This is a genomic window from Pseudarthrobacter sp. NIBRBAC000502770, from assembly GCF_006517815.1.
Lineage (GTDB): Bacteria > Actinomycetota > Actinomycetes > Actinomycetales > Micrococcaceae > Arthrobacter > Arthrobacter niigatensis.
Genome location: NZ_CP041198.1, coordinates 207674 through 222254, shown reverse-complemented (window position 1 = coordinate 222254; position 14581 = coordinate 207674). Strand labels below are relative to the sequence as shown.

5 protein-coding genes and 3 rRNA genes are annotated in these 14581 nt (G+C 62.0%); 2 read left to right on the top strand and 6 right to left on the bottom strand.

Features of this window, described 5'->3' with window-relative positions:
- Position 1 precedes the first annotated feature (1 nt).
- Positions 2-1372, bottom strand: a complete 1371-nt coding sequence (locus NIBR502770_RS01430; RefSeq protein WP_141180790.1) for an FAD-binding oxidoreductase — start codon at positions 1370-1372, stop codon at positions 2-4.
- Between the two features lie 189 nt (positions 1373-1561).
- Between NIBR502770_RS01430 and NIBR502770_RS01425 the strand changes: the two genes are divergently transcribed.
- Complete coding sequence (locus NIBR502770_RS01425) at positions 1562-3295, top strand: glycoside hydrolase family 13 protein (RefSeq protein WP_246857353.1); 1734 nt, start codon at positions 1562-1564, stop codon at positions 3293-3295.
- Positions 3296-3297: 2 nt separating this feature from the next.
- Positions 3298-4353, top strand: coding sequence for a LacI family DNA-binding transcriptional regulator (locus NIBR502770_RS01420; RefSeq protein WP_141180789.1), 1056 nt, complete (start codon positions 3298-3300; stop codon positions 4351-4353).
- A gap of 16 nt (positions 4354-4369) precedes the next feature.
- Here NIBR502770_RS01420 and NIBR502770_RS01415 read toward each other — a convergent pair whose 3' ends face one another.
- From NIBR502770_RS01415 to NIBR502770_RS01395, 5 genes are all read right to left on the bottom strand, one after another.
- Positions 4370-4897 (bottom strand): hypothetical protein, encoded by a 528-nt coding sequence (locus NIBR502770_RS01415; RefSeq protein ID WP_141180788.1) that lies wholly within the window; start codon positions 4895-4897, stop codon positions 4370-4372.
- A 104-nt stretch (positions 4898-5001) separates the two neighbouring features.
- A 5S ribosomal RNA gene (rrf, locus tag NIBR502770_RS01410) occupies positions 5002-5118 on the bottom strand.
- A gap of 162 nt (positions 5119-5280) precedes the next feature.
- Positions 5281-8409 (bottom strand): 23S ribosomal RNA (locus NIBR502770_RS01405).
- 482 nt (positions 8410-8891) lie between these two features.
- A 16S ribosomal RNA gene (locus tag NIBR502770_RS01400) occupies positions 8892-10413 on the bottom strand.
- Together the 16S, 23S and 5S rRNA genes form the textbook arrangement of a ribosomal RNA operon.
- Positions 10414-10881: 468 nt before the next feature.
- Entirely contained in the window at positions 10882-14580 is a 3699-nt protein-coding gene (locus tag NIBR502770_RS01395) for a 1,4-alpha-glucan branching enzyme (protein WP_141180787.1), read from the bottom strand.
- Between the last annotated feature and the right edge of the window lies 1 nt (position 14581).

The window sequence follows — 14581 nt, the reverse complement described above, 5'->3', positions numbered from 1 at the left end:
CCTAGATGGCCTTCCCGGGGTTGAGGACTCCGGCAGGATCGAACAAGTCCTTGATCCTGCGCTGGAGTTCCCGGACGGGCTCCGGTTGCTCCTGGCCCAGCCAGCGCAGCTTGTACTGGCCTATGCCGTGCTCCCCCGTGATGGTCCCGCCCATGGCCAGGGCCGCGGTGATGGACTCGTCCAGAGCCACCTGGAGCCGATCCATTGCACCGGGTTCCACGTCCGGGCCCTGCCTGTCGATCCAGAACGTGGGGTGCAGGTTGCCGTCCCCGGCGTGTGCCACCACCTTGAGGTGCACCTGCTGCTCGGCGGCCATAACTTCAAGCGCTGCAACGTAGTCCACCAGGCGGGAGCGCGGAACAGCGACGTCTTCGCCCACCCGGTACTCGTCGTCCACCTCCGTACCGCGGCTGTGCCGCCGCAGCTCCACCAGCCGCTCCGCCTCGGCGCTCGCCTCGGTGGTGACCGTGGCCCCGCCGTCGCGCAGGACCCGCCGCACCACCTCCGCCTCGGCCGCAGCCCCAAAACCGTCGGTCTGGACCAGCAGCAATGATTTCCCGCGGGCGGTGAGGTCGGACCCATGGATGTCGTCGAGCTGCGCCAGCGTACCGCCGTCGAGCAGTTCCATGATGGCGGGCTGGACGCGGGCCCGTCCCACCGCCAGGACGCCGGCAGCGGCAAGCCTGAAGTCCGGGTAGAACGCGGCGACGGTATGCACTTCCCGGGGCAGGTACTTCAGCCGCACCGTGATCCCGACGACGATCCCCAGCGTGCCTTCCGACCCCACGAAGAGGCCCGTGAGGTCGTACCCGGCCACGCCTTTGAAGGTCTGATGGCCGGTGTGGATGAGGGAGCCGTCCGCCAGGACGACGTCCAGCGCCAGGACAGAGTCCCTGGTGACGCCGTACTTGGCACACCGCAGGCCGCCGGCGTTGGTGGCCACGTTGCCGCCGATTGTAGAGCTCCGGAAACTGGCAGGGTCCGGCGCGTACATGAGGCCGTGCTCCGCCGCGGCTTCGTTGAGCACGGCGTTCACGACGCCGGGCTCCACCACCGCTGTTTCGTCATCCGGGCTCAGGGCGAGAATCCGGTCCATCCGCTCCAGTGAGAGGATGATGCAGTTGGCGGTGGCATGGGCGCCCCCGGATACGCCCGTGCCGGCTCCCCGGGGCACGATGGCCACGCCGCTGTCCGCACAGGCCTTCACTACCGACTGCACGTCGGCCACCGACTCGGGGAACACCACGGCCAGCGGAAGCTGGAAATCGATCACGGGCGCCTGGTCCACGGCGTACCGGCGGAGCGGGACTTCGCCCGTGTCCACCTGGCCAGGTGCCAGGATGGCTTCCAGCTCGTCAACGATGCTTCCCACAAGGCCTCCATCCGTCGTCGGACATACCTACCCAGTCTAGGTGCGCAGCATGCGAAGCCTTGAAGCTTTCCCTGCTGAAATCGCTTCCAGTTCCGTCCCTGCCGCTGGGCCGCATCCAGGAATAGGCGGGCGGAAACATTTATGGAAGCGTTTTCAGTTATTTGGCCCTTCGCCGTTATGCTGGCTTGCATGTCTGTCGAAACTGTGACCCAGGACACTACCGCCTCCGCCGGTCCCCTGACGCTCATCCACACTGCTGACACCGTCCCCGGCTGGTGGCGCTCCGCGGTGATCTACCAGGTGTATCCCCGGTCATTCCGTGACCTGAACGGCGACGGCATTGGCGATCTCGCCGGGATCACCGAGGAACTGCCGCATCTGGCGGACCTGGGCGTCGACGCCGTGTGGCTGTCTCCCTTTTTCAAGTCCCCGCAGCGGGATGCCGGCTACGACGTCAGCGACTACTGCGACGTGGATCCCATCTTCGGCACGCTTGGCGACTTCGACGTCATGATGGCCGAATCCCACCGCCTGGGCCTGCGGGTGATCGTGGACCTGGTCCCCAACCACTGCTCTGCCCAGCATCCCGCGTTCCAAGCGGCCCTTGCAGCGCCGGTTGGAAGCCCGGAACGGGACATGTTCATATTCCGTGACGGGACCGGTCCGGACGGGCAGGAACCGCCGAACAACTGGCAGTCCCACTTCGGCGGCCCTGCATGGACCCAGGTGGAAGGGCAGGGTGGACGGCCCGGCCAGTGGTACCTGCACCTCTTCGACTCCTCGCAGCCGGATTTCAACTGGGACAACCCGGCCGTCCACGCAGAGTTCGAGCGGGTGCTCCGGTTCTGGCTGGACCGCGGCGTTTCCGGCTTCCGCGTGGACGTGGCCCACGCCCTGGTCAAGGCTCCGGGACTGCCGGCCTGGGGCGGACGCGCGGACGGCGGCAGCAGCGACGGCTATCCCGGCCACGAGGCACCCATGTTCGGTCAACCCGGCGTCCACGACATCTACCGGAAGTGGCGGATGCTCCTGGACGAATACGGCCCCGACCGCATTCTCTGCGCCGAGGCCAGCGTGGACCTCCACCGGCTTGCCCACTGGGTCCGGCCGGATGAGATGCACCAGGCTTTCAATTTCCCCTATCTCCACGCTGGCCTGGACATTTACCGGCTCCGCTCCGTCATCACCGACTCATTGACCGTCCTTGACGGCGTCGGAGCCCCCAGCACCTGGGTACTTTCCAACCATGACGTGGTCCGCCACGCCAGCCGGTTTGGCTACAACGGGCTGGGTCCGCGGGACGGGGACGGCATCGGCTTCGCAGACCCCCAGCCGGACCATGACCTTGGCCGCCGCCGCGCGGCCGCTGCTTCGATGTTCATGCTGGGGCTGCCCGGGGCCGCCTACCTGTACCAGGGCGAGGAACTGGGACTGCCTGACGGGATTGAGATTCCGGACCACCTCCGCCAGGACCCCACGTTCGCCCGCACCGGCGGGCAGCGGCTTGGCCGCGACGGCTGCCGGGTTCCCCTGCCGTGGCGCGGCGAGGACCCGCATCTGGGATTCGGTTCGGGAAGCGATCCTTGGCTGCCAATCCCTGACTCCTTCAAAGCACTGGCAAGGGACCTGCAGGCGGAATCACCGGCGTCGCACCTCTCCCTGTACCGCCAGGCCCTGGCCTGCCGTCGTGAACTGGACTTGGGCCGGGGGTCCTTGTCATGGGCCGAGGACTGGTGCACCGGCTCCTCCCTGGGCTACGTGAACGGCACTACGCTGGTGCTTATGAACCTGAACCACGAGCCGCTGGAAATGCCCGCAGGCAACGTCCTGATCCGCAGCCTGCGCACAGGCGCGGGCCACGCCCTTGCCTCCGGTGAGACCGCGTGGATACAGCTTGGACCGGACGCCGCAGAAGCTTTCTGACGATGGCAGGCATCAAAGAAGTTGCCAGCCGGGCAGGCCTGTCCGTCGCCACGGTCTCACGGGCGTTGAGCGGCAAGTCCAACGTCTCTTCCAAGAGCCGCCGGCTGGCCCAGGAAGCCGCCCGGGAACTCGGATTCGTTCCCTCGTACCATGCGTCGAGCCTCGCGTCCGGGCGGAACCACAACATCGGGCTGGTGGTGCCCAACGTCCAGCGCTGGTACTTCTCGTCGGTACTCGAAGGCGTCTCCGAAACCCTGCTCGACGCCGGCTACGACCTGACGCTGTACAACGTGGGTGAGCAGCCGGAGCGGCGAAACAGCATCCTGACTGACTTCCTGCTGCGCAAGCGCCTGGATGCGGTGATCACGGTGGCACTGGTGCTCAGCGAAGAGGAAATCGGCCAGCTGCTGGCCGTGCACCGTCCTATTGTGGGCATCGGAGGTGCCCTGCGCGGAGCCTCTACCATCCGGATCGATGACGAAGGACTGGCCATGATGGCCACCCGACACCTGATTGGCCTGGGTCATACCCGGATTGCCCACATCACCGGTGACGCGGGGCTGAACCGGGATTTCAAGTTGCCCCAGCTGCGGCAGAAGGGCTTCAGCGCGGCCCTGGCAGGAGCAGGACTGGAGTTCCGGCCGGAGTGGCATATCACTGCCGACTTCACCATCCAGGGCGCGTACGCAGCTGGCCGCCGGCTGCTGGGGACCTCCACCGAGCGTCCTACGGCCGTCTTTGCCGCGTCCGACGAGATGGCGGTGGGCATCATGCTTGCCGCGCGCGACTTTGGGCTTCGGGTCCCGGAAGATCTTTCCGTGGTGGGGATTGACGGGCACGAGCTCTCGGAAACCTTCGGGCTGACCACCGTCAGCCAGGATCCACGCGGCCAGGGAAGGCTTGCGGCAGCCACGGCTTTGGCCCTGCTGGAAGGCGCCGTCGGGGATTCCGACGGCGGTACAGCGGCTACGTCAGCACAAGACCAGGAATACCCCACGGAATTCGTGATCCGGCACAGCACCGCCGTAGCACCGGGCCCGGCCACACGGACAACCTAGGTGCCGCGCGGACAGTCTAGGACAGGTCTTCGGAAGGGACCGCATCCGTTGAGTCGCCGGCACCCATGAACCGTGCGAACCTTTCCAGGATCAGGGGCCACGCCTCCACGTACGCTTCGCGGGCGGCAACGGGATCCTCGGCCCCTTCCCACCCCTCATGGAACACACGGACCTCCGTCTCCGACCCAACAGCACGGAACGCCACCAGGAGCTCCGTGGACCAGAGCGCCGTGGTTCCGGGGTGCCAGGAGGCATGGAAGGACAGCGGCGGCTGCCAGTCGTCGAGGGTACCCCAGATGCTGGTGCGGCCATCGTCAGCCGTCTCAAGGATGAGGTTCTCCTCGAACTCCACGTAGGAGCCGGCCCCGTAAACGCCGTACTTTTCCAGGGGCCACCACAAGTGCGTATGGTCGGTGAAGCCTGCGAAGGCCCGGGAGACGGGGCCCGGAACCCGGACCGTGTTCACCACCGGCTCCAAGGGATCCGAAGCCTGCCGGCCGTCGTCTTGGGATGGGTCCTGGGCGTGGCTGAAGATGCTGCTCATGAGGGTCAATCCTACCGGCGGACGTTTGGCCCTCCGTCGGCATCGGTCTTGTGGTTAAAGTCGAAGGGCCCTGACATTCCTTGTCAGGGCCCTTCGTAATGTATGTCCGGCGGTGACCTACTCTCCCACACCCTCCCGGGTGCAGTACCATCGGCGCTGTGGGTCTTAGCTTCCGGGTTCGGAATGGGACCGGGCGTTTCCCCCACGCTATGACCGCCGTAACCCTTGTACCCGAAACCCGCAGGGGGTTGGGAAGTCTTGTGGTTACAACATCCCTGCCCGTGGGCAGGGGGTGGTGTTGTATTCAATTGTTAGGTTCCGCCAACAGGGTTGTTGGTTGGGAACCACATAGTGGACGCAAGCAGAGTTTTGTATGTATCTGTGTGGTGTAAGTTGTTGGCCTATTAGTACCGGTCAGCTTCACGAGTCGTTAGTCCTCGCTTCCACATCCGGCCTATCAACCCAGTGGTCTGGCTGGGGGCCTCTCACACATAAATGTGTATGGAAATCTCATCTTGAAGCGAGCTTCCCGCTTAGATGCTTTCAGCGGTTATCCCATCCGAACGTAGCTAATCAGCGGTGCACTTGGCAGTACAACTGACACACCAGAGGTTCGTCCGTCCCGGTCCTCTCGTACTAAGGACAGCCCTTCTCAAATTTCCTGCGCGCGCAGCGGATAGGGACCGAACTGTCTCACGACGTTCTAAACCCAGCTCGCGTACCGCTTTAATGGGCGAACAGCCCAACCCTTGGGACCTACTCCAGCCCCAGGATGCGACGAGCCGACATCGAGGTGCCAAACCATGCCGTCGATATGGACTCTTGGGCAAGATCAGCCTGTTATCCCCGAGGTACCTTTTATCCGTTGAGCGACGGCCATTCCACAATGTACCGCCGGATCACTAGTCCCGACTTTCGTCCCTGCTCGAGATGTCTCTCTCACAGTCAAGCTCCCTTGTGCACTTACACTCGACACCTGATTGCCAACCAGGCTGAGGGAACCTTTGGGCGCCTCCGTTACTTTTTAGGAGGCAACCGCCCCAGTTAAACTACCCATCAGGCACTGTCCCTGACCCGGATTACGGGCCGAAGTTAGATGTCCAAAGTGACCAGAGTGGTATTTCAACGATGACTCCACCCGAACTGGCGTCCGGGCTTCAACGTCTCCCACCTATCCTACACAAGCCACTCCGAACACCAATACCAAACTATAGTAAAGGTCTCGGGGTCTTTCCGTCCTGCTGCGCGTAACGAGCATCTTTACTCGTACTGCAATTTCGCCGAGTTTATGGTTGAGACAGCGGGGAAGTCGTTACTCCATTCGTGCAGGTCGGAACTTACCCGACAAGGAATTTCGCTACCTTAGGATGGTTATAGTTACCACCGCCGTTTACTGGGGCTTAAATTCTCAGCTTCGCCTTGCGGCTAACCGGTCCTCTTAACCTTCCAGCACCGGGCAGGAGTCAGTCCGTATACATCGTCTTGCGACTTCGCACGGACCTGTGTTTTTAGTAAACAGTCGCTTCCCCCTGGTCTCTGCGGCCCCGATCCCCTCCACACCGCGAAGGTGTATCAAGGTTGGGGCCCCCCTTCTCCCGAAGTTACGGGGGCATTTTGCCGAGTTCCTTAACCATAATTCTCTCGATCGCCTTAGTATTCTCTACCTGATCACCTGTGTCGGTTTGGGGTACGGGCGGCTAAAACCTCGCGTCGATGCTTTTCTCGGCAGCATAGGATCACCAAATCCCCCCAAACGGGGGTCCCATCAGATCTCAGGCACCATGAATGGCGGATTTGCCTACCACTCGCCCTACATCCTTAGACCGGGACAACCATCGCCCGGCTCGGCTACCTTCCTGCGTCACACCTGTTAATACGCTTGCCTCCCAGGATCAGGTCCCGCGCTCCACCAAAACCCTTCACCCACAAGGGGTGTCAGGCAGGTCTCGGGCGGTTAGTATCCCCTGTTCAACATGGACGGTTTTTCGCCGGTACGGGAATATCAACCCGTTGTCCATCGACTACGCCTGTCGGCCTCGCCTTAGGTCCCGACTTACCCAGGGCAGATTAGCTTGACCCTGGAACCCTTGATCATTCGGCGGACGGGTTTCTCACCCGTCTTTCGCTACTCATGCCTGCATTCTCACTCGTGTAGGCTCCACCACTGGTTTACACCGCAGCTTCACTGCCCACACGACGCTCCCCTACCCATCCACACTCCTGAACCACAAAGGCTTGGAAAATATGTGAATGCCACAACTTCGGCGGTGTACTTGAGCCCCGCTACATTGTCGGCGCGGAATCACTTGACCAGTGAGCTATTACGCACTCTTTTAAGGGTGGCTGCTTCTAAGCCAACCTCCTGGTTGTCTGGGCAACTCCACATCCTTTCCCACTTAGCACACGCTTAGGGGCCTTAGTTGGTGGTCTGGGCTGTTTCCCTCTCGACTATGAAGCTTATCCCCCACAGTCTCACTGCTGCGCTCTCACTTACCGGCATTCGGAGTTTGGCTGACGTCAGTAACCTTGTAGGGCCCATTAGCCATCCAGTAGCTCTACCTCCAGCAAGAAACACGCAACGCTGCACCTAAATGCATTTCGGGGAGAACCAGCTATCACGAAGTTTGATTGGCCTTTCACCCCTACCCACAGCTCATCCCCTCCATTTTCAACTGAAGTGGGTTCGGTCCTCCACGACGTCTTACCGTCGCTTCAACCTGGCCATGGGTAGATCACTTCGCTTCGGGTCTAGATCACGCCACTCACACGCCCTATTCAGACTCGCTTTCGCTACGGCTGCCCCACACGGGTTAACCTCGCGACGTAACACTAACTCGCAGGCTCATTCTTCAAAAGGCACGCCGTCACCAGAACAGAGCCGGCTCCGACGGATTGTAAGCACACGGTTTCAGGTACTGTTTCACTCCCCTCCCGGGGTACTTTTCACCTTTCCCTCACGGTACTGGTCCGCTATCGGTCATTAGGGAGTATTTAGGCTTATCAGGTGGTCCTGACAGATTCGCACGGGATTTCTCGGGCCCCGTACTACTTGGGATACTCTCACAGGCGGTACAAACACATTACGGTTACGGGACTAACACCCTCTCTGGCCGGCCTTTCAAAACCGTTCACCTATGCGCGCACATCACACCCCACCAGCCCGGCAGAACTGGTACGGAAAGTCCCACAACCCCGACCATGCAACGCCCGCCGGCTATCACACATGGAACGGTTTAGCCTGATCCGCGTTCGCTCGCCACTACTAACGGAATCACTATTGTTTTCTCTTCCTGCGGGTACTGAGATGTTTCACTTCCCCGCGTTCCCCCCACGCACCCTATGTGTTCAGGTACGGGTCACCAAGTCACTCGCGCGCTCAGCGGGGTTTCCCCATTCGGACACCCTGGGATCACAGTCCGGTTATCGACTCCCCCAGGCTTATCGCAGATTCCTACGTCCTTCTTCGGCTCCTAATGCCAAGGCATCCACCGTGTGCTCTTAAAAACTTGACCACAAAGATCAAAAACAAAAAACACTCGAGAGAACCATGAAAACTGTCCCGCACACCAACAGGCGCACGAACCAGATCCAGGTTCATATTCTTGGAAATTGCTTCTTATACAAGATGCTCGCGTCCACTATGTAGTTCTCAAACAACAACCCCACACCACACACCCCACACACACGTGCGTGGACCGTCATGGCAGGGAAACCAGAAACAAACAAACCCAGGGAAAAACCCCGGCCCTGTTGCCTCAGGACCCAACAGTGTGCCAAACACTACCCGGCAGAACCAACCACCCACGTTCCAGGACAACCCCCACAAAGGAGAGCATCCGTACTAGCAAATGGTCCGTGCCACCAGGCACCTATTTGTTGATATTCCACCCATGAGCACCCGCCACGGAACAATCGTCCGTGCTACGGGCTTGCTTCCTGACAACACCACACCACCAACATGCGCTGGTGACCGGTTGTTGTAGGTGCTCCTTAGAAAGGAGGTGATCCAGCCGCACCTTCCGGTACGGCTACCTTGTTACGACTTAGTCCCAATCGCCAGTCCCACCTTCGACAGCTCCCTCCCACAAGGGGTTAGGCCACCGGCTTCGGGTGTTACCAACTTTCGTGACTTGACGGGCGGTGTGTACAAGGCCCGGGAACGTATTCACCGCAGCGTTGCTGATCTGCGATTACTAGCGACTCCGACTTCATGGGGTCGAGTTGCAGACCCCAATCCGAACTGAGACCGGCTTTTTGGGATTAGCTCCACCTCACAGTATCGCAACCCTTTGTACCGGCCATTGTAGCATGCGTGAAGCCCAAGACATAAGGGGCATGATGATTTGACGTCGTCCCCACCTTCCTCCGAGTTGACCCCGGCAGTCTCCTATGAGTCCCCACCATCACGTGCTGGCAACATAGAACGAGGGTTGCGCTCGTTGCGGGACTTAACCCAACATCTCACGACACGAGCTGACGACAACCATGCACCACCTGTAAACCGACCACAAGTGGGGGACCTGTTTCCAGATCTTTCCGGTTCATGTCAAGCCTTGGTAAGGTTCTTCGCGTTGCATCGAATTAATCCGCATGCTCCGCCGCTTGTGCGGGCCCCCGTCAATTCCTTTGAGTTTTAGCCTTGCGGCCGTACTCCCCAGGCGGGGCACTTAATGCGTTAGCTACGGCGCGGAAAACGTGGAATGTCCCCCACACCTAGTGCCCAACGTTTACGGCATGGACTACCAGGGTATCTAATCCTGTTCGCTCCCCATGCTTTCGCTCCTCAGCGTCAGTTAATGCCCAGAGACCTGCCTTCGCCATCGGTGTTCCTCCTGATATCTGCGCATTTCACCGCTACACCAGGAATTCCAGTCTCCCCTACATCACTCTAGTCTGCCCGTACCCACCGCAGATCCGGAGTTGAGCCCCGGACTTTCACGGCAGACGCGACAAACCGCCTACGAGCTCTTTACGCCCAATAATTCCGGATAACGCTTGCGCCCTACGTATTACCGCGGCTGCTGGCACGTAGTTAGCCGGCGCTTCTTCTGCAGGTACCGTCACTTACGCTTCTTCCCTACTGAAAGAGGTTTACAACCCGAAGGCCGTCATCCCTCACGCGGCGTCGCTGCATCAGGCTTGCGCCCATTGTGCAATATTCCCCACTGCTGCCTCCCGTAGGAGTCTGGGCCGTGTCTCAGTCCCAGTGTGGCCGGTCACCCTCTCAGGCCGGCTACCCGTCGTCGCCTTGGTAGGCCATTACCCCACCAACAAGCTGATAGGCCGCGAGTCCATCCAAAACCACAAAAGCTTTCCACCAACCACCATGCGATGGAAGGTCATATCCGGTATTAGACCCAGTTTCCCAGGCTTATCCCAGAGTCAAGGGCAGGTTACTCACGTGTTACTCACCCGTTCGCCACTAATCCACCCACAAGTGGGCATCATCGTTCGACTTGCATGTGTTAAGCACGCCGCCAGCGTTCATCCTGAGCCAGGATCAAACTCTCCGTTGAAGTAAAACAAAAACAGACACAACCAAAACCACCGGAAATAACGGCGCCAATGGCTGCACAAAATTTGAAACCAGCTAAAAACACCAAACCACACCACAGGGGCGGCACGATTCGGCAAATTCAACCAATCACATTACATAATCGGTATCAACAAACTTGGCACACTATTGAGTTCTCAAACAACAGACACACCCGGCACCACCCAAACCAAACATTCAGGATCGCTCCGGAGCAACTTTTCAAACTTACCCGCTGACGTTCCGCGTGTCAAACCGGCGTCCGCGATCATCCAAAGCGTATGCTTTGGGGGATCGGTTTTCCGTCTGACTCCGTGGAGCAGCGCGGAAATAAACTGTACCACCACTCTTCCCGGTTCGCCAGTCGGCCCCATTTGGGGTCGCCACAGGCAGCCGAAAGGCCCGGAATCACGCGGATTCCGGGCCTTTCGTAGTTCACCGGCCGGACGGGTCAGCCAGCCGTTGATGTTCCCGGCTTGAAGTACGCCGCACCCAGCGGGGGAAGCGTAACGGTCAGGGTGGCCGGCTGGCCATCCTGTCCGTCATCCGTTGCTTTGAGCTCCCCGTCGTTCAGCACGCCGGATCCGCCGTACGTGCTGTGGTCGGTGTTGAGCACCTCTGTCCAGGCCCCGGGCGTCGGAACTCCGAGGGTGTAGCCGACATGCGGTGCGCCGGAGAAGTTGATGGCACAGACCAGGGGGTTGCCGTCGGCGTCCCACCTGATGAAGGACAGGACGTTGCGGTCCGAGTCTCCCCCGTTGATCCACTGGAAGCCGGCCGGAACGTTGTCCTGGGTGTACAGGGCAGGTGTGGCTGCGTAGAGCTCGTTGAGGTCTTTGGTCAGCAGCTGCAGTCCGCGGTGGGCGGGGATGTCCGCAAGCCACCAGTCAAGGCCGTGCTGCTCGGACCACTCCGCTTCCTGGCCGAACTCGGTGCCCATGAAAATGAGTTGCTTGCCCGGATGCGCCCACTGGTAGGCAAAGAAGGCGCGGAGGTTCGCCAGCTGTTGCCAGCGGTCACCGGGCATCTTGCGGAGCATGGAGCCCTTGCCGTGGACAACCTCATCGTGGCTGATGGGCAGCAGGAAGTTCTCGGTGAACGCGTACACCAGGGAGAACGTCACCGTGCCGTGGTGCCATCTGCGGTTGTAGGGGTCCTCGGAGATGTACTTGAGTGAATCGTGCATCCAGCCCATGTTCCACTTGAGGCCGAAGCCCAGGCCGCCGTGGCTGGTGGGGGCGGTGACGCCCGGGAACGCCGTGGATTCCTCGGCAATCATGACGGCGCCCGGGTGGGTCTTGTAGACCGTGGCGTTGACTTCCTGCAGGAAGGAGATGGCCTCAAGGTTCTCCCTGCCGCCGAAGCGGTTGGGCCGCCACTGGCCTTCCTGGCGTGAATAGTCGAGGTAAAGCATCGAAGCTACCGCGTCCACGCGCAGGCCGTCGATGTGGAACTCCTCCAGCCAGTAGAGCGCGTTGGCCACCAGGAAGTTGCGGACCTCGGTGCGGCCGAAGTCGAAAATCAAGGTACCCCAGTCCGGGTGTTCTCCGAGGGCCGGGTCGGAGTGCTCGTAGAGGGGCTCGCCGTCGAACCGGGCCAGCGCCCAGGCGTCCTTCGGGAAGTGCGCGGGAACCCAGTCCAGCAGGACGCCGATCCCGGCCTGGTGAAGGGAATCCACCAGGTAGCGGAACTCGTCAGGGTGGCCAAAGCGGGAGGTGGGCGCGTAGTAGGACGTGACCTGGTAGCCCCAGGAACCGCCGAACGGGTGCTCCGCGACCGGCATGAACTCCACGTGCGTGAACCCGAGCCATTTGACGTACTCCACCAGTTCCTGGGCGAGTTCGCGGTAGCCAAGGCCCAGACGCCAGGACCCGAGGTGGACCTCGTACACGCTCATGGCGGAGTTATGCGGGTCGCGCTTGGCCCGTGCTTCCATCCACTCGTCGTCCTTGAAAGCGTAGGACGGCTCCACCACCCTGGAGGCAGTCAACGGGGGCACCTCGGTGCCAAAGGCCAGCGGATCTGCCTTTTCAACCCAGTAACCGCCCCGCGTCAGGATTTCGTACTTGTAGCAGGCCCCTGCTGCGACGCCGGGGATGAACACTTCCCAGACGCCGGAGGAACCCAGGGAGCGCATGGAGTGCTCACGTCCGTCCCAGGCGTTGAAGTCGCCCTTGACGCGGACGGCCTGCGCGTTGGGGGCCCATACGGCGAAGGAGACACCGTTGACGTCCCCCAGCCCGGACTTATAGTGGCGGACATGGGCGCCAAGCACCTGCCACAGTTTTTCGTGCCGGCCCTCCCCGATGAGGTGCAGGTCCACTTCGCCCACGGTGGGCAGGTAGCGGTAGGGCTCATCGACGGTCAGGGGGTCCTTGCCCGGGTAGGTCACCGAGAGCCGGTAGTCGGGAACATGCCCCTGTTCCGATGGTTCCAGGACGGCAACCCATACACCGTGGGCTTCGTGCTCCATGGGAATTTCGCCGGCCTGCGTGACCACGGTCACTGCTTCGGCCAGGTGCTTCACGGTCCGGATGGTGACATGCCCAAAGTCGTCCAGGTGCGCGCCCAGGACGGAGTGGGGGGCGTGGTGTTCACCGTTCGCGATCCGGCCCAGGGTGCCTTCATCCACGTGCAGGGGCACCCCCGGGCGGTCAGTTCGTGCTGAGCCTGTCATTTCGTTACCTTCCGATGCTGCGCCGGCGGAGTCGCCGGCACCGTTACTGCCCAGGAGCCGCCTGGAGGCGTTTACTGGAATCGCCACCCAGTCGGGCCTGTTACGCATTTCATAAACAACTTCGTACAGCGCCTTGTCCAGCCACAATGCCACAAACAGCGGTGAGGTCCGGTCCACCGTTCCGGGAATGACGGCGGCATACCCGGCCAGGAAGGCGTCGGCGCAGTCGTCCACCCAGCGGTCCGGTACCTGTGCACCCTCCTGCTCCCGCTGGGCTGCCCCGGCCGCGTAGTCGAAAGACCGCAGCATCCCGACGACGTCGCGCAGCGGCACATCCGGGACATTGCGTTCGGCGATGGGCCGCAGGGGTTCCCCCTCGAAGTCCAGGATCGCCCAGCGGCTCCCGTCCCCCGATGTGCCGGTGACCTGCAGGATCTGGCCCAGGTGGAGGTCGCCGTGGATGCGCTGCAGTGGCCCGGTAGGGGTCTTGTCCAGGTTCGCCAGCAGGGCGTCAAGGGCGTCGTCGTAAGGTCCGACGGCGGCACGCGCTTCAGCCCAGGCGGTCCGGACACGCTGTGCAACAGCAGATACTGCCCCCGTTCCGGCGCCCGGCCCGGTGGACTGCCCCAGGGCCTCCGCCAGGCGCTTGTGCACGGTGGCCGTTGCGGCGCCAAGGGCCCTGGCCTCGGCGGTGAAGTCAGTGCCGGAGCGGGCCGCGTCGACGGCCAGGCGCCAGGCATCACGCCCGCCGGCGAGGAATTCGTGGGCCACCGCAAGCTCGCCCTGCACGTACCGGGTTCCATGGCCGGTACGTCCGGTGGCATGGGTGCCGTTCCCCAGCCACTCCCCCCTGACCCAGCCAAGCGTGGCAGGGACTTCGGAGGTCCCGGCCTTGGTCAGGGCGGCGCCCACTTCGATTTCCGGGTTGGTCCCATCCGAAAGGACCCGGAAGAATTTCACCATCGCCGCCGACTCGCCGTCGTCCACAATGACGGAACTGTTGGACTGCTCGCCGGAGAGAACCTTCACGACGCCCTTGGCCGTGGGCAGGCGGTAGGAACCTTGCACGCGGAAACCGGTCGCGGTGCCGCTGTCCGCTTTCCCTTCCTGCCGGATGAGCTCCAGCCAGGCCCCCACGAAGTCGGGGTCGTGGACGGCGTCGTAGACCCACGGGCGGGTGGGATCCATTCCGGCTGCTTCACCTACCAGTGCCCGCTCCATGCCTCCGGCCGGCGCCGGCCGGAAGCTCAGGGGAACCTGCACCACTGAGGTGCGCTGACCGCCGTCGGGCCCCTGGGTGGTGACGTTGAGCAGGAACACGGCCAGGGCCGCGTGCCCGCTGGCATCCGCCAGGCCCAGGCTGCCGGCCTGTGAGATGGAGAAATCGGGGGTTTTGACCGGGAACCAACGCTGCTGCGGCAGCCATTCCTTGAGCAGCGCGGTGAGGGCGGGAGTGAGGATTGGCTGGTTCATC

Excerpts from the sequence above, each read along its gene's own strand:
- NIBR502770_RS01425 (WP_246857353.1), top strand. The coding sequence starts at position 1,562 with ATGTCTGTCGAAACTGTGACCCAGGACACTACCGCCTCCGCCGGTCCC.
- NIBR502770_RS01420 (WP_141180789.1), top strand. The coding sequence starts at position 3,298 with ATGGCAGGCATCAAAGAAGTTGCCAGCCGGGCAGGCCTGTCCGTCGCC.
- NIBR502770_RS01415 (WP_141180788.1), bottom strand. The coding sequence starts at position 4,897 with ATGAGCAGCATCTTCAGCCACGCCCAGGACCCATCCCAAGACGACGGC.
- NIBR502770_RS01395 (WP_141180787.1), bottom strand. The coding sequence starts at position 14,580 with ATGAACCAGCCAATCCTCACTCCCGCCCTCACCGCGCTGCTCAAGGAA.